Raw genomic sequence first — 15,153 nt, forward strand, 5'->3', positions numbered from 1 at the left:
ATGAGTGATAACCAAGAATATACCCCACCAAAGGTTTGGGTGTGGGAACAGGAAAACGGCGGCCAGTTCGCAAACATCAACCGCCCTATCGCTGGTCCAACCCATGACAAAGATCTGCAGGTTGGCAAACACCCGCTGCAGCTTTACTCGCTGGCAACGCCAAATGGTGTGAAAGTCACCATCATGCTGGAAGAGCTTCTGGCAGCAGGTTTCAGCGAAGCTGAGTATGATGCATGGCTGATCAAGATTGGTGAAGGCGACCAGTTCTCCAGCGGTTTTGTTGGCGCAAACCCTAACTCCAAAATCCCGGCACTGGTTGATCACAGCACCGAGACACCAACCCGTGTATTCGAATCTGGCTCTATCCTGCTATATCTGGCAGAAAAGTTCGGCGCCTTCCTTCCGAAAGATCCGGCAGCACGCACAGAAGCCATGAACTGGCTGTTCTGGCAAATGGGGTCTGCCCCATATCTGGGTGGTGGTTTCGGTCATTTCTACGCTTATGCGCCAGAGAAGTTTGAATACCCGATCAACCGTTTCGCCATGGAAGCAAAACGCCAGCTCGACGTTCTGGACCGCAATCTGGCCGAGCGCCGCTTTATGGCTGGTGATGAGTACTCCATCGCAGACATCGCAATCTTCCCATGGTACGGCGCGCTGGTGCTTGGTTCGCTCTACAGCGCAGCCGAATTCCTCTCCGTTGACGATTACAAAAACGTCAAGCGTTGGGCAGAAGAAATCGCAGAGCGCCCTGCCGTGAAACGCGGCAAACGCGTAAACCGCACATGGGGTGATGAGGACCAGCAAGTCCCAGAACGCCACGATGCCAGCGACCTGGACCCAAAGCCAGCCTCTGAAACCGCATAATACGCGCTATCAGCACGCAAGTATACAAAACCCGGCTTCGATGAGGCTGGGTTTTTCTCGCATCAAGTCAACTGCCTTGGCCAATCTAAGCAACAAAAATCAGGTCCAGTTTCGACAAAGGCAAGTGCTGTAGCTGTGCGGCGACATTTTCAATGAGTGAAGCTCTCGGGTCTGTGATCATTAGTATTTCGTCATAGGCGAACACAGCTTGATAAAGTGTATTTGCAGCCGAAAAGCCTAAGCCTACAAGTACTTCCCCATCAGTTTCAAAACAGGCTTCGATATCATTCATGTATTCGCCTGTGAGAGTAATTGTGTCGATAACAGCGAGGCCATCATAGAGAGAGAATAAGTTGAAGTGATCGAACTTCAAATAATCCTCATCGCTATTCGTTATTGGATTAACACCCAGAGCATAAAGGTTGATCACTCCCTTATCAGTTTCAATCCTTAGAAAGTTATCGATCTCTTCTTCGTTTACGATATCTCTCAAACGTCCAATGCTGCGGAGTTGGGCTCCCGCTAGATACTCCTTAAACAACGCAGTTTTGCAGCTCTTAAAATTCACAAACTAATATCCTTTGACATATTCCCCGCCTTATTTACCAACGAACTCAGCCAGTTTGCAGCAGAACCGCACCTAATGCAAAGGAGACCTCAAACCGAACTTCTGCAATAAACACTTTGCAGAAACAATAGCCCTGTGCACCACCCTTCTTTTCCAATCGGAAATTGCGGTAGTTCAATTCCTCGCCTGTCTCCCGGGTTTAAGATTTGTTCCAAAGAGCAAAAAGGAACGAAACCATGTCGGAGCTTCTCAAACGGTTTAAGGGCATTACGGAAGACCCAGGCCTCTCCTTTACGCAAAAGGCGCGTTATCTCTCGCTGGAGGCAGAAAACTCTCTGCCTTATCCTGAGCTTGATGAGGAAACCGCCAAGGCATTGGAAGAGCGTGTTATCTGCGACATGTATGAGGGGCATGCCCCCTTCAAACCGCGCTATGTGATGCCCGACTACTCCGTGGTTCTGGAAAAGGGGAGTACCTTCCTTGAGTTGGAACCGGCAACCACCTTGGATGAAGCTATCAACTCCCTCATGATTGCTTATCATCACGTGCCGTCTGTCACCAACATGCCAGTGTTCATTGGTCGCCTCGACAATCTGCTGCTACCGTATTGCGATGAGGTCAGCGATGAAGATCTTTACAAGAAGCTGAAGCTGTTCTGGCGCTATCTGGACCGTGTGCTGCCGGATGCCTTCATGCACGCCAATGTGGGGCCAACCGACAATCGCGTAGCCCGTACCATCATGCGCATTGACGCGGAGCTGAAGCAGATTGCTCCGAACCTGACGTTCATCTGGGATCCTGATATCAGCTCTGATGCGATCTTCTCACAGGCTTGCGAAAGCATCATTGAATGTTCCAAACCCCACATCGCGAACAACCCACTGCATCAGCCTCTGTTTGATGACTACGGCTATGGTGTCGCCAGTTGTTACAACGTGCTGCCTCTATGCGGTGGCGCGTCTACCCTGACCCGCATCAATCTGCGAGAAGTAGCGCGTCGCTCCAAAGATACTGCAGACTTCTTCGAGAACGTTCTGCCGAAATACATTGACCTCAACTTCCGCCTGACTGAAGCGCGGATTGACCATCTCTTCAACAAGTCCGGCTTCTTTGAAAGCTTCCTTGTGAAGGAAGACTGGATCAGCCGAGACCGCTTCACGGCCATGTATGGCATCTTTGCCATGGCGCAGTGCGTGGATGAGTTGCAGGCCAAGGATGGCCGCTCCGGCAAGTACGGACATGATGAGACCGCCAACCAGCTTGGTCACCGCATCTCCAAAGTGCTGTATGAGGCTGTTGAAGCGCGTCCCATGGAACACTGTTGGCGAGGTAAGGCTATGCTGCATTCACAAGCAGGCCTCAGCGATGATGATGGCTGTACGCCGGGTGTTCGCATCCCTTATGGCAGTGAGCCCGATCCGGTCACGCACGTTCAGGCATTGGCAGAGCACCATGCGTTCTATCCATCCGGTGTCTCGGAGATTCTGACACTGGATGAAACCATCGAGAACAATCCAGCCGCGCTGGAGCAGCTCGTGAAAGGTGCTTTCCAACTGGGCTTCCGGGAGTTTTCCGCCAACGTCTCCAACAATGATCTGGTGCGCATCACCGGTTACATGGTGCGCTTGTCAGACATTGCGAAGTTCAAGGAATGCGGCGGGTCTCGCATCAACACAACTGTGCTGGGTGCGGAAGCTGCTGAGACTGGTAAAATACTGGAGCGTGCACCACGGGTGATGAGCCATGAACTTGCCCCTCGCTACAGTCAGTAAGGTTTTAAAGTTCTCTTGTGTGGATGGGCCGGGCAACCGGCTTGTCCTGTTTCTGCAAGGCTGCAACTTCGCTTGCCCGACCTGCCACAACCCGCACACCATGAAGCTGTGCAACGATTGCGGTGACTGCGTGTCAGAGTGCCCGACTGGCGCTCTGACCATTGTGCAAGGCAAAGTGGTGCACGACGCGAGCATTTGCGACCAATGCGATAAGTGTCTGGACGTCTGCCCCATCAACGCCAACCCCAAGGTCACGCAATACAGCGTTGATGATGTTCTGGCGCTTTTGTACCAGAACAAACCGTTCCTGAATGGCATTACGATTTCAGGCGGAGAGGCAACCACGCAGCTGAAGTTCATCATTTCTTTGTTCACAGCGATCAAAACGGATGAAAAGCTGAAGGATCTCACCTGCTTCATCGATAGCAACGGCTACCTGCCCGAAGCTGCGTGGAAGACCGTTCTGCCCGTAACCGATGGCGTGATGCTTGACATCAAAGCCTTCAACAACACCCTACATCGCCTACTCACCACCCGCAGTAATGAACGCGTTCTGGCCACCGCTAAGCTGCTCTTTGACTCCGGCAAGCTGCACGAACTGCGCTATCTGCTCATCCCGGGCCGCACAGACAGCGATGAGGAAATCGAAGACCTCGCTAACTTCGTTCGTGCACTGGATACAGATACGCCCTTACGCCTCAATGCCTTCCAACACCACGGCGTCAAAGGCGAAGCCCTCACTTGGCCCACCATGAAAGAACCAGACGTGGAACGTATTGCAGCGGAGCTGCGATCAGCAGGGCTAACGAATGTGGTGGTGCCAGCGGTTTATATTTAGCCCTTCCGCTCCATTCGAAACTTCTGCGGTGAAACGCCGATGGCGGCTTCGAAGGCGCGGGAGAAGGCGCTGCGGCTGCGGAAGCCGATGAGGTGGGAGACGCGCTCAATTGGGTGGTCTGTTTCTAGCAGCATAGTGGCAGCACGGCGCATGCGCACATCTCGCAGAAGTTCCATCGGGCCACTGCCGTATGCTTCCTGAAAACGTTTGGCGAAGCCACTGCGGCTCATGCCCGCGAGGGAGGCAAGGCTCTCGACGGAGTGCGGTTCGCCCGGAGTGTCAAGGATATGCCGAAGCACCGGCCACATGCGTGGATCTCGCAGCGCGGCCATCCATTCCAACCCGCCGCGCTGATCGTTGAAGCGGCGGCGCATCAGTTCGATCATGCATTGCATCAGGAGTGCACGCACCATGGCGAGGCTTCCGGGCGCAGGATTGGCAAGCTCCAACAGCAATCGTCGGATTGGCGCTTCACAGGCATCTTCGCCAGCCTGATTTTCGACAATCGGTTCCTGCACCAGATCAATCAGATTCTCCATCTGCCGCAAGCTGAGCGAGATACGAGAGCAGATCGCGATGAGCTGGCCTTTGTCCTGTGTGTCACTGTTATGGATCAGGTGTGCCATTTTCAGCTTGTCAGGATTGCAGCTGGGGATTGGATCGTGAACCTGCCCGAAGCTACGCAGAACGTGCTTTTTGAGTGCAGGTACAAGGATCAACGACCCTTTGCTCACCGGAATGGCAGGGCGTCCCGGCAGCACAAGCTCACCTTCTCCGGCAAGCACATAGTGCAGCGTTGCCAAAGGGTCTTTGTCCAGATCAAGATCGCAGGCGCCATTCAGCTCACACAAAGCAAACGGATGCGCCTGTATCTCCATTTCATCGAGAATAAAATGAATATCCATGCTGATCTCTATACGCCGCCAATCGATGGAATGATACATATCAGGACGAAAAGGTACCAATTTTGGACCACAAGGCACATCGCCTATTCCATCTTCTCTTCACCGAACAAGAGAAGGAACAGACGATGTGTAATGATCATGATCACAAGAAAACACTCAGCCGCCGCGATGCTCTGCGCGGTGGTCTGACAGCTGCAGCAGCTGTTGGCGGTGCGGCAATTGCAGGTTCAGCGCACGCCAAAGCGCAGGACAAAGTGAAAGATCCATATGCCCCACCAGCAAAGTCCGTTCTGCCTCCAAGCAACATGAAGCTGGACCTGAGCCGCGCTGCGCTTGTGGTGACCGACCCTCAGAATGACTTCCTGTCTCCTGATGGTGTGACCTGGGGCGTTGTAGGCGAGAGCGTAACCCGCAACAACACAGTCAGCAACATCGAGCGCCTGTTCAAAGCTGCAAAAGCAGCGGACATCACCGTGGCCGTTTCTCCTCACTACTACTACCCAACCGACCACGGCTGGAAGTTTGAAGGTGCGCTGGAAAAGCTGATGCACAACATCGGTATGTTTGACCGCAAAGGCGCACTCAACGTGGATGGCTTTGAAGGATCAGGTGCGGACTGGCTGGACGTTTACAAGCCATACATCAACGACGGCAAAACCATCGTCACGTCTCCGCACAAGGTCTACGGCAACGACACCAATGATCTGTCTCTTCAGCTGCGCAAGCAGGGTGTCGATCAGGTTATTCTGGCAGGTATGTCTGCTAACCTTTGCACCGAGAGCCATATGCGCGAGTTGATCGAGCAAGGCTTTGAGGTTGCTGTGGTGAGTGATGGCACCGCTGCTGCTATTATTCCGGATGGTGATGGTTATCTTGCTGCTCTGACCAACTTCCGCTTCATCGCAAACGCGGTCTGGACAACAGACGAAGCTGTTAAGCTGCTTCAGGCTTAACCACCTAGCGCACCGCCTTATTCCTTAAGGTGGTGCGTTTTTTATCTCTCCGTTTCGCTAACACCTCAATTTGAACTGCATGCGCAATAAGTTTCGGTTAGAGAAGAGCTATGGCTCAAAAGACGAAAATTGGCCGCCGTGTGAGTGGTTGGCTCTACCTGCATCGCTCTGGCGTTGAATTGCTCCCTGCGGAGGAGGCTGAACGACTGGCTCAGGTCGTGGCACAGCATCCGGACACCCCATGGAACCTATGCAAGATCAGCAAGGACAAAGTCTCGCTGCTGCATTACGAGGACTTTGAGATCTCCGGCTTCCCGGCTTTGCTCCACTCCATCACGTTTGATCTTGCAACCCAGACAAGCAAGGCCATCGACTATTCCAAGCGTGAGAACCCGCCAATCCTCCATCGCAAAGAACTGCTCCTGCCGGATGACGCCCCCAACATCCCAATGTATGCCGCTTTAACGAAGGCCGCCGAAGAGGCAGGTTTGTTCGAAAAGCCCGCAGGCATTGGAACACGCAAGGCGTGGGAAAAACGCATTGCTGATGCCGGATTGAAGTTGGAAGGTCATCAGCTGCTGACAAGCAGGTAAGAAGGGAGGCTGTGCCTCCCTCTGGATTTCACATGGATTTAAACCAGCCGGATTGAAACACCACCGTCAGCGGTCATCGCGCTTCCTGTCACAAAACTGGACCGGTCCGAAAGCAGAAACAGCGCGGCTTGGGCAATCTCTTTCGGGCTTGCCATGCGTTTGAGTGGATGCAGGCCAGAAATGAAGGCATGTCCCTCCGGATCATCCCCTGCCATTGCTGTTTTGGTTCCGCCGGGGAGCAGCGCGTTGATGCGGATGCCATCTGGTCCATGGTCTGCAGCCAGCGATTTCACCAGCCCAACCAGCCCAGCCTTGCTGGCAGCATAAGCTCCCATACCCGGCATGCCGCTGTTGCAGTGCCCCACAAAGGAGGATGTGAACACAATCGCCCCCTTTGTGCGTTTCTTCAAAGCCGGAATCTGTGTTTTGGCCGCATAAAATGCGCTGGTGAGGTTGGTTTGCAGAACATTTTCCCAGTTCGCGCTGTCCATCTCTGGGATCGGCTCCATGTTCCCCACAGTGCCAGCATTGTTGAAGGCTCCATGCAGCACACCGTAGGTGTTGAGCGCATGTTCTACCAATGCGGAAGCATAGGCCTCATCAGTCACATCCCCTGCAAGGTAGGTGGCTGAACCGCCTTGTTTCGTGATCTTGTCTGCCAGCGCAGCGAGCTCTGCTTCACGTCTGGCCCCAAGCACCACGTTAGCGCCTTCATCAACGAACAATTCGGCTGCAGCTGCGCCAATTCCGCTGCTTGCACCCGTGATGATGATCGTTTGTCCGTGTAACTCCATGTTTTCCTCCAGTGGTTGACTGGAGGCACTATTGGCGTCTGCGCGGACAAAACCCACCCGATTTGCGAGGTTCCAGATCTTTGAGATCTCGCCTTCATCACTTAAGGCATCAGATACTGCATTTGAGAGTTTAAGCTATCGACTGGCATATCTTGCACAGGAACAGGCTCATCAGAGGGGAACTTTGCCAGCTCCACCAGTTCATGCACCCAGAAACTGGTGTACTTCACGAACAGTTTGACGGTTTCTGCAAACTCTTCAACTGACAAATTGTCGACCTGAATGGCCTGGGTCAAAAGCACCTCAGAGCTGCGCTGGTTGATTGAAAGCGCAGCGTGTCCCGTGCCCATACCGTTATAGTTGGCTTCCAGAAGGTGCTGGTAGAGGGACTTGGGGACGTTGTTCAGGCTTGCCAAACGGCTATTGAGACGGACCACGTTTGCGTTGAAATCCAAGACTTGGAAAAACACCTCGATCTCACCATCAACCGTCAATGAGCAAATATTCTCTGCGTCCAGTTTCAGGTCCGGCAACCCTATCGTCTCGCCGAATTGCCTGAGTGTGTTTTCAACCATTTCCATTTGTCGCCCCTTAATTTGTAAGTGATCTGCTTTTCCTACCCGCAGACCGCGCGAAACCCGGTATTTCCAGAGCCTTCACGAAAAGACGCCGCAAACACCAAGTGCTTTAAAATGTGAGAGGATGCCCTGGCAATCTGCGTTGCCTTTCCTCTCATGCGTGATCAGATTACAGAGTGAGTTCTGTCTTGACGCCCCTTAGCGCTGATGGAATTTCACTCATGATGTCATCAATAAAGTGGATTTCTGAACTCAGGTCTCCAACGGACATGAGACCGCCTTTCACAAGTCCTTCAAAGACATGAAGCGCACGCTCTGCATGGGCAGAATGGCCGCGCACCAGCCGATCACCATCACCTTTGAAATCATGCAGGCGAATTGCATCACGCTCTTGCACCGAAAATTGAGAGGCCGCATTTTGCAGCTGCTTTGAAACAAACCCACGTGGGTTATTGGGTTCCAATTTTTCTGCGGCGTGGTGCAACTTCGTGAAACTCTGATAAGCTTCAGCTAACCTGCCGTCTTTTAAATTGGAGAAAACGGCGGAAACAGCTGAACTTGCAGCTTCTTGCCGGCGGTCTGCCGCTGCATCTGCGTCGGTTTGGCTCCACACAATCTGCTTGGTTGCCATGCCTTCAAAAAATTCTGAAATCTTGCTCGTGGCGCTGTTCGAGCCTTCGCTAATACGCGTTTCGTTGGATTTGGAAACAGTGTGACCACCCAGCTCTGCCGCCTGAAGAGCTGCCGGTGCATTCACTTCCAGCGGGGCATGGTACGAGGACGCTCCGCCAACTGAAATACCCGTCATAATCTAATGCCTAAAGTTCTTCCCATGGCTTCAACGTACCCAAAGGCTCACACTTCAGGTGTGTTGAACGAGACAGATCTCTAATTATTTTAGGGATTACTCAGCTAACGGATAGCTGCGAATAAAGCGATCTGTGAAAATCAGCAGGATGATGCCGGGCACAGACGCGATGAGGGCAATGCCTGCTCCTGTTGCATCCAGTGCACCACCGGATATTTTTGCGAACAGCAGGGTCGGCAGAGTAATGATTTGCCCCTGCCCGATGAAAAACGTAAGCAAAAACAGGTTAGTTGAGACCAAGAAGGTGAACAGGCAACCTGCAATCACTCCGGGAAGGATCATAGGCAAGGTCACGCGGAAGAAAATCTGTCGGCGATTGGCACCAAGAACACGTGCGTGGTCTTCTGCGTCCGTTCCATGCCCCTGATAAACCGCCGTCAGCATACGCACCATGTACGGAATGGTTGGGATCAGATGCACCACAATGACGCCTGCATAGGTGCCAGCAAAGCCGAGCGCGATAAAGATCATCAGCAAAGCAATACCAATAGCAGCTTCAGGAATAAGAAGCGGCAAAGCGATCAAAAACTCAAGTTGGTTTTTACCGCGAAAGTTCCGCTGTGCCAGCACGCGAGCAGCGGGCAGACAGATGAGCAGGCACAACAGCGTCACTGCAATGCCGATACCAAGCGTGTTGATGGTCGCTTCTGCAACGCGAGAACTTGGCGAGAACACATAGTCCCATGCCAGTGGAAACGGAGAGCGCTCCCGTTGCTCATGCCACCAGACAGTTGGCAAAATGTTCGGCCACGCCCAACGGAAGGCCAAAGACTGGATGATCAGCGGGGCAAACGGTGCGATGGTAAAAGATGCCATGGCCAACACCAGCAGGCGCTGCCATGGACTGATGGACTTAATGTCCCGGAGGCTGGAGCTCGAACCGATCATCAGACGCGCCCCCTTGCCCGCTCATATCTACGGTAACCCAACAGGTAAACTGCGAGGAAGATGCCGGAAACCAATGCCAGTGAAACGACCACGGCCATGCCCTGCAACTGGAACGCATAGTTGGCATCCTGAAAATACCGCCAAGCCAACACAGGCAGGGTATCCGGATAACCGCCACCCAGAATGAGCGGTGCTTCAAATGCACCGATGTTGAACGCAAAGCAAATCAGGGAAGCAGAGACAATGCCTGGCATAATTTGTGGCAGCGTGACACGCCAGAAAATCTGTCTGGAGTTTGCACCCAGCACCATGGCTGCTTCCATCGTATCTTCACCTTTTCGAGCCAGAACGGCGGAAAGGGTGAGCGTCATAAACGGCACCTGCTTCCAAACATAAACAGCGATAATCCCGCAGCCTCCATGGGTTTTGAGGATCTGTACAAACTGAGCCGGATCATCAATCAACCCAAGACCTGCAGAGATGCGCGAGAGCAGCCCGCCATTGCCCAGCATCACCAGCGCCAGTGCAATGCCAACGGTGTACGGCACCATAAGTGGCAAACGGATGAGTGCCCCAAAAACCCGCGAGGCTCTGAACTTCTTAGACAGGGCTATGCTGAGAGGGATCGAAATGACGAGGCCAATCAGTGTTGCTGCAAAGCCGTAATAGAGCGTCAGGCCCAATGACGCCCAAAAATCAACGGAGAGCCAGAGGCGTTCAAAATATCGGGTTGTTGGAAACTCATTGATACCAAACCACGGCGCATAGCCAAAGCTTTGCAGAATGCCCAGCACAACTGCTCCGCCAAACAACCCCAGCAAAATCACAAGCAAAGGCATCACCTCAACAACATCACGCAGGTTCTGCATGAGCGCGGGAGATGCGACCGTTTTGGAGTTTGCTGGAAGTGCCTTGGGCATCAGTTTTCGTTTCATAAAAAGCGGATGGCAGAAAGCCGCCACCCGCAAAGATGTTAGTTGTTCAGTTCGCCGGAGACCTGCGCAACGATATCTGCCAGAGGCTTATCGTCTTTGCGCTCAATAACCGCCAACCAGGTAGCTTCGATCACATCAACAAGACTGGCGTTGGTGTCTGGCGCGATGTTGTCATCCAGCTGTTGTTGAGTCACGCCGTAATGTGGAGGCGCGGAGGCTGCAACTTCTGCCGTTTCTTCTTCACTCAGGCGCCACATATCCAGACCAACAGGCATGCCTGCGGTTTTCAGCTTGGAGGCCTGCGCTTCTGCCGAAGAGAAGTAGTTGATGGCCACAAGAGCTGCTGCCGGATGTGGGCTGTTAAGTGGAACGGCGAGGTAGTTCTTGTTCTTGATCATGTTGCCAGCCGGGAAGATCATCTCTTCCGCTTGTTCCGGATAGGCACCCGTGATCAGACCGTTGTGATTGCCAAACACACCAAACTTGCAATTGAAGTGCACTTCAGAATTGAGGAAGAGATTATCGAGTTCACCAGAATTTTCAGCATAACGTGGCTTGCCGGAAGCTCCGCCTAATAGCAATGGTTCGATGCTCTTGAGGTACTCAATACCTGGCTCCATCAGGCGTGCCAGCTCTTCGCCGCCCATCTCTTCAAAACTCTGCTGGTAAGGCGCAGCCCCGGTGCCGTCCGGATTGTGCGCATAAAGGACAGACTGCACAAAGGTGTTGCCCAGATAATGCGGAGGCTTCACATAAGTGAACTTGCCCGGATTGGCTTCCAGATAGGTCTTCAGCTGAGCAAAGGTCGCCGGTGTGTTTTCTGCAGAGACGTGGGCGCGGTTGACGGAGCACACATACTGTTCACCAGACCAGGGCATTTCCTGAAAACCGGTTTCAACACCAAAATCACGCAGGTTGAGAAGTGAGCGCGGATCGCTCTCATCCCACTCAAAATTCACAGAGTTAGGCAGGCGGTTGGCAAAAGCACCCCACAGCGCATTCTGTTGCTTGAGAGAGTAGAAGTTTTCGCCGTTGACCCAGACCAGATCCACACTGCCCTGTTCTTCACCGCGACCTGCTGCCAGTTCGGCAATCACCACATCTACCGTGTCTTTAGTTGCTGTGATGCGCACAGGGTTCAGCTTCACCCCTTCGGCGGCCAATGCTGGTGTTGCCACCTGATCAACCCACAGGTTGATGATGTCAGACCCGCCCCAGTAATAAAAGTTGACGGTGCCTTCATCACGCGCTTTTGCGGTGACATCTTCCCACCCCAGATTGCCCTTCAAAAACTCACTGCGGAACATGCCCGGAGCGTCTTCTGCCTGCACAGCGCTACTCCAGCTGACAACAGCGAGCGTGCTTGCAAGTAGCATCTGTTTAATGCGTGATTTTGTGTTCTTCATAAATTGCCCCCAACCGGTTCTTCAGCCGCTTTTACTGCAGCAGCCAAATTTGCTCTGGCGGTAAGGTCACAGTGACCGCATCGCCTGTTTTTCTTTTGATTGTAGATGCTTCCTCAACGGTCAGAGATCCCTCTCCCACCTGAAGCGTGTAGCGCATCATCGCTCCAAGAAACTCTGCTCGTGTGATTGTGCCGGAGAACGCATTTTTCTGCGGTGCTTCGAGGCACTCTTCAATCTGTATGCTTTCAAACCGCAGCATAGCCTTTGTTGGCTGTTTAGTACCAAGGCTTGATCCAGCTCCCAGCATGAGCTGTCCATAAGGGCTCTCGATATGCCCATCAGATGTTGGTGTGCATGCAAAAATATTGGAATGCCCCATAAAATGGGCAGTCTGTTCATTGGCTGGACGCTGGTAAATCTCATCGGGTGCTGCAAGATGCGCTATTCTACCGTCAAACATCACCGCAATCCGGTCCGCCAGATCCATCGCCTCAATCTGGTCATGGGTCACCAGCAGCGTCGTCATGCCGTACTCATCATGCAGATCGCGGATAAACTGGCGCATCTCAGTACGCAGCAGCGTATCAAGGCTCGCCATTGGCTCATCCAGCAACAGCACTTCAGGCCTGGTCACCAACGTACGTGCAATCGCAACGCGCTGCATTTGTCCACCGGACAACTGAGCAGGAAAGCGCTTAGCAAACGCCGAGAGACGGACGATCTCCAGCATCTCGCCCACCTGCCGCATCTGCTCATCTGCTGAAAGGCCGCGCACAGACAGACCAAAGGCTACGTTCTGTTCAACCGTCATATGTGGGAACAGGCCGAAGCGCTGAGAAACAAGGCCAACTTTTCGCTTCTGGACAGGCAGAGTGGTCACATCCCGCCCATTGAACCAGATGGAACCGGAGGTCGGCTGCTCCAAACCACAGACCATACGCAGGCTCGTGGTTTTACCGCAACCAGACGGGCCCAGCAGCACCAGAAACTCGCCGCACGCCACATCAAGATCAATGGCATCAACCGCAGGCGTTCCTGAGAACACTTTTGAGAGGTTTTTCAGCTGAACCTGCGTCACACGGCGCCTCTTCACTCATCTTGATCGGGACGTTTGCGTCCATCTGTTATTATTGTTGCTTTCAAGCTGCAGCGAAACCTGCGCAATAGCACAAGCCTACCCCATAAATCGGAGGAGGTCAGGTTTCTCCTGCCAGTTGAGTGATTTGCACCCTAAGCCAGTGCGTTACTAACGGTACAGTAAAACCGGCGTGAGTTTAACGTTATGAGGGCTACCATACAGGATATCAGCGACTTGCCCTCACCCAAAGCCGCTCAGTTCGCACAGATATGCCGTCAGCAAGCACACTGATCTCCACCGATGCTCCTATTCAACCCCTTATAGAGACAAGGGAATTTGAAAGACTGACGGTTTGCAAGCGACACAGAGAACTTGCTCAGGCATCAGCCTTTGCGAAGGCAAACCAGAACTGTTCTGCCACCGGTTTCGTCTGTGAATAGATTTTTCGGAAAGGCGCAGGAAAGTTTGCTTTGGCAAAAGCAATGTCTCCTTCCAGAAAATGCTTGCGATATATCCCCTCAACATCTTTGGAAAGGACCGCTGCTCGTTTGCCCTGCTTGCAATAATCAAGCGCGCTTTTGAGCAGTACATTGCGCAGCCCAGTGTCCTCAATAACGGAAAGCTGCGGAATAACAGATAGTCCAAGTTCATTCAGACCTGAGTTGGCCCGGTGACTGAGATCATCCGGCTCCAGCAGTTTCTTCTCGTAAAACTTGTTTATGAGATCAACATACTCAACCGGATGCTTCTCCATCGCCTCCTGAGGCAGATACGTGACAGAAATCCGCTCTAGTTGCTGTGCAACGCTTTGCCATGCAAACGAGGGGGTGACTGCCTTATTTGCAAATTCATGAAAGGTTTTGGGAGTGCCATGCCACGACAGGCAATGGAGAAAGAACGAGACCAGGAAATCGGTACGGTTTCGCACGGTGACCAGCGTTTTAACTTGCACACCTCGTCGCTGCAGTTCTTTCACGAGCTGAGAATAACGTTTGACGTTGGGATAGAACTGTTTATGGACGAACGCCTTTCCCATGAGCCTTTCGTGAGAAATTCGATAGGTGTCTGTCTCTGGCTTAATAATTGCTTCCTGAAAAAGGTCTGCCAGTTCCTCTGCTTTGGGCTTGATCATACGGTTTTCATAGAGTCGCATAAATGAGCTTGTTTTAAAGCTTGTACAATCATCAAACAAATCAGGGTGTTTAGAGTAGAGCTGCTTTTGCAGGGCAGTTGTACCGGTTTTATGCGCACCGATATGGATCAGAACCTTCTTCATCAGCACAGACCTTAAGGCGTATCCATGAAACGCGGGGTCGGATTTCAAAATGGATTACGCGACAGATTTTGAAACGAGCATCCGTTCAGCCTAACCACATTGGCCTGTACTGCTATTCCCGAATATTGGCCCCTTTAAAGAGAGAGGCCATGTTCATCAGTGAGCCCTCTCAATCCTGATTAGTGCGGACCTGCTTCGACGAGAAATTGCTGGAGCTGCAGGCTACGCACCGCAGTCTGGTCTCCCATGCAAACAGACATGGCGAGCGATGCGTTGCTGCCACCCTCATAAATCAGCGCATTCGCGGAACACGTGTCATCACGAAACTTGATCCAGTTGCGTTGCGCATTCTTCAGGCTGGCTTTCACATTGGTGCTGGCCACCTTCATAATCTCAGCATACGCAGTGTTGAGGCGCTGGTCCCAAACCATGTATTCCTGCACTGCGCAGAAAATCATGTGGCTGTTTTGGTACTGACTGCCGATACACTGCTCCATCACCTCTCCAAAGCAAGCCATAGCCGGATAGCCACCGCCCTTCTCTTCTACACACTTTGCGATAGTCGCGGCCTGTTCCTCCGTTGGCTCATCAGCAGCCTGAGCGAGAGAACAGAGTGAAAGAACCAACGAGAGCGAGAACAGAAACGTGCACATAAAACTCATAGAAACCTCAAAGTAATTTTCTCTATAAAAAGTGATAGGTGATCTACTATGAGAAATTACTAAACCAACTCTCTGAGAATAGCCTAGCCATTCTCCGCAATACCTCGCAGATTTCCCATCATAGTTACATGACAAACGCGTTTGGTTTGAAACATCACACAAGATCGAAGCG

16 protein-coding genes are annotated in these 15,153 nt (G+C 52.5%); 5 read left to right on the forward strand and 11 right to left on the reverse strand.

What is annotated here, in order from left to right; genetic code table 11:
* Positions 1-867 (forward strand): glutathione-dependent disulfide-bond oxidoreductase, encoded by an 867-nt coding sequence (gene yghU, locus PsAD46_RS12530; RefSeq protein ID WP_063307020.1) that lies wholly within the window; start codon positions 1-3, stop codon positions 865-867.
* Between the two features lie 85 nt (positions 868-952).
* Here the strand turns inward: yghU and PsAD46_RS12535 are convergent, their stop codons facing one another.
* The gene (locus PsAD46_RS12535; RefSeq protein WP_063307021.1) at positions 953-1,435 is read right to left on the reverse strand and encodes a hypothetical protein; all 483 of its coding nucleotides are present in this window, start codon (positions 1,433-1,435) and stop codon (positions 953-955) included.
* Positions 1,436-1,671: 236 nt separating this feature from the next.
* Between PsAD46_RS12535 and PsAD46_RS12540 the strand changes: the two genes are divergently transcribed.
* The gene (locus tag PsAD46_RS12540; protein WP_063307022.1) at positions 1,672-3,207 is read left to right on the forward strand and encodes a YjjI family glycine radical enzyme; all 1,536 of its coding nucleotides are present in this window, start codon (positions 1,672-1,674) and stop codon (positions 3,205-3,207) included.
* A complete protein-coding gene (locus tag PsAD46_RS12545) occupies positions 3,179-4,045 on the forward strand; it encodes a YjjW family glycine radical enzyme activase (RefSeq protein ID WP_063307023.1) in 867 nt (288 codons plus the stop codon). The genes PsAD46_RS12540 and PsAD46_RS12545 overlap by 29 nt, the downstream gene beginning before the upstream one ends.
* Here PsAD46_RS12545 and PsAD46_RS12550 read toward each other — a convergent pair.
* The gene (locus tag PsAD46_RS12550; protein WP_108819721.1) at positions 4,042-4,950 is read right to left on the reverse strand and encodes an AraC family transcriptional regulator; all 909 of its coding nucleotides are present in this window, start codon (positions 4,948-4,950) and stop codon (positions 4,042-4,044) included. The genes PsAD46_RS12545 and PsAD46_RS12550 overlap by 4 nt on opposite strands.
* Before the next feature lie 125 nt (positions 4,951-5,075).
* On the opposite strand from PsAD46_RS12550, the gene PsAD46_RS12555 reads away from it, so the two are divergent.
* Positions 5,076-5,903, forward strand: a complete 828-nt coding sequence (locus PsAD46_RS12555) for a cysteine hydrolase (RefSeq protein ID WP_057460872.1) — start codon at positions 5,076-5,078, stop codon at positions 5,901-5,903.
* 110 nt (positions 5,904-6,013) lie between these two features.
* On the forward strand, positions 6,014-6,496 hold the full coding sequence (locus tag PsAD46_RS12560; RefSeq protein WP_063307024.1) for a hypothetical protein: 483 nt from the start codon (positions 6,014-6,016) through the stop codon (positions 6,494-6,496).
* Between the two features lie 38 nt (positions 6,497-6,534).
* Here the strand turns inward: PsAD46_RS12560 and PsAD46_RS12565 are convergent, their stop codons facing one another.
* The 9 genes from PsAD46_RS12565 to PsAD46_RS12605 form a co-directional block, all read right to left on the reverse strand.
* On the reverse strand, positions 6,535-7,290 hold the full coding sequence (locus tag PsAD46_RS12565; RefSeq protein WP_063287469.1) for an SDR family oxidoreductase: 756 nt from the start codon (positions 7,288-7,290) through the stop codon (positions 6,535-6,537).
* 101 nt (positions 7,291-7,391) lie between these two features.
* Positions 7,392-7,871: a type III secretion system chaperone gene (locus tag PsAD46_RS12570; RefSeq protein WP_063307025.1), complete on the reverse strand. Its 480-nt coding sequence runs from the start codon at positions 7,869-7,871 to the stop codon at positions 7,392-7,394.
* A gap of 166 nt (positions 7,872-8,037) precedes the next feature.
* Positions 8,038-8,676, reverse strand: a complete 639-nt coding sequence (locus tag PsAD46_RS12575; protein WP_063307026.1) for a hypothetical protein — start codon at positions 8,674-8,676, stop codon at positions 8,038-8,040.
* A 96-nt stretch (positions 8,677-8,772) separates the two neighbouring features.
* Positions 8,773-9,624 (reverse strand): ABC transporter permease subunit, encoded by an 852-nt coding sequence (locus PsAD46_RS12580; RefSeq protein ID WP_208981814.1) that lies wholly within the window; start codon positions 9,622-9,624, stop codon positions 8,773-8,775.
* Positions 9,624-10,544: an ABC transporter permease subunit gene (locus tag PsAD46_RS12585; protein WP_063307027.1), complete on the reverse strand. Its 921-nt coding sequence runs from the start codon at positions 10,542-10,544 to the stop codon at positions 9,624-9,626. Before PsAD46_RS12585 ends, PsAD46_RS12580 begins: the two co-directional genes overlap by 1 nt.
* A 53-nt stretch (positions 10,545-10,597) precedes the next feature.
* Positions 10,598-11,965, reverse strand: coding sequence for an ABC transporter substrate-binding protein (locus PsAD46_RS12590; RefSeq protein WP_063293543.1), 1,368 nt, complete (start codon positions 11,963-11,965; stop codon positions 10,598-10,600).
* Positions 11,966-11,996: 31 nt separating this feature from the next.
* Positions 11,997-13,043 carry an ABC transporter ATP-binding protein gene (locus PsAD46_RS12595; RefSeq protein ID WP_063307028.1) on the reverse strand — a complete coding sequence of 349 codons (1,047 nt, stop codon included), beginning with the start codon at positions 13,041-13,043 and terminating at the stop codon, positions 11,997-11,999.
* Positions 13,044-13,419: 376 nt separating this feature from the next.
* The gene (locus PsAD46_RS12600) at positions 13,420-14,319 is read right to left on the reverse strand and encodes a sulfotransferase domain-containing protein (protein WP_063293541.1); all 900 of its coding nucleotides are present in this window, start codon (positions 14,317-14,319) and stop codon (positions 13,420-13,422) included.
* Positions 14,320-14,498: 179 nt separating this feature from the next.
* A complete protein-coding gene (locus tag PsAD46_RS12605; protein ID WP_063307029.1) occupies positions 14,499-14,981 on the reverse strand; it encodes a lysozyme inhibitor LprI family protein in 483 nt (160 codons plus the stop codon).
* Positions 14,982-15,153: the final 172 nt, after the last annotated feature.

This window comes from Pseudovibrio sp. Ad46 (assembly GCF_001623065.1).
Taxonomy (GTDB): domain Bacteria; phylum Pseudomonadota; class Alphaproteobacteria; order Rhizobiales; family Stappiaceae; genus Pseudovibrio.

Coding starts and splice junctions, on each gene's coding strand:
- yghU (WP_063307020.1), top strand. CDS start 1: ATGAGTGATAACCAAGAATATACCCCACCAAAGGTTTGGGTGTGGGAA.
- PsAD46_RS12540 (WP_063307022.1), top strand. CDS start 1,672: ATGTCGGAGCTTCTCAAACGGTTTAAGGGCATTACGGAAGACCCAGGC.
- PsAD46_RS12545 (WP_063307023.1), top strand. CDS start 3,179: ATGAACTTGCCCCTCGCTACAGTCAGTAAGGTTTTAAAGTTCTCTTGT.
- PsAD46_RS12550 (WP_108819721.1), bottom strand. CDS start 4,950: ATGGATATTCATTTTATTCTCGATGAAATGGAGATACAGGCGCATCCG.
- PsAD46_RS12555 (WP_057460872.1), top strand. CDS start 5,076: ATGTGTAATGATCATGATCACAAGAAAACACTCAGCCGCCGCGATGCT.
- PsAD46_RS12560 (WP_063307024.1), top strand. CDS start 6,014: ATGGCTCAAAAGACGAAAATTGGCCGCCGTGTGAGTGGTTGGCTCTAC.
- PsAD46_RS12565 (WP_063287469.1), bottom strand. CDS start 7,290: ATGGAGTTACACGGACAAACGATCATCATCACGGGTGCAAGCAGCGGA.
- PsAD46_RS12570 (WP_063307025.1), bottom strand. CDS start 7,871: ATGGAAATGGTTGAAAACACACTCAGGCAATTCGGCGAGACGATAGGG.
- PsAD46_RS12575 (WP_063307026.1), bottom strand. CDS start 8,676: ATGACGGGTATTTCAGTTGGCGGAGCGTCCTCGTACCATGCCCCGCTG.
- PsAD46_RS12580 (WP_208981814.1), bottom strand. CDS start 9,624: ATGATCGGTTCGAGCTCCAGCCTCCGGGACATTAAGTCCATCAGTCCA.
- PsAD46_RS12585 (WP_063307027.1), bottom strand. CDS start 10,544: ATGCCCAAGGCACTTCCAGCAAACTCCAAAACGGTCGCATCTCCCGCG.
- PsAD46_RS12590 (WP_063293543.1), bottom strand. CDS start 11,965: ATGAAGAACACAAAATCACGCATTAAACAGATGCTACTTGCAAGCACG.
- PsAD46_RS12600 (WP_063293541.1), bottom strand. CDS start 14,319: ATGAAGAAGGTTCTGATCCATATCGGTGCGCATAAAACCGGTACAACT.
- PsAD46_RS12605 (WP_063307029.1), bottom strand. CDS start 14,981: ATGAGTTTTATGTGCACGTTTCTGTTCTCGCTCTCGTTGGTTCTTTCA.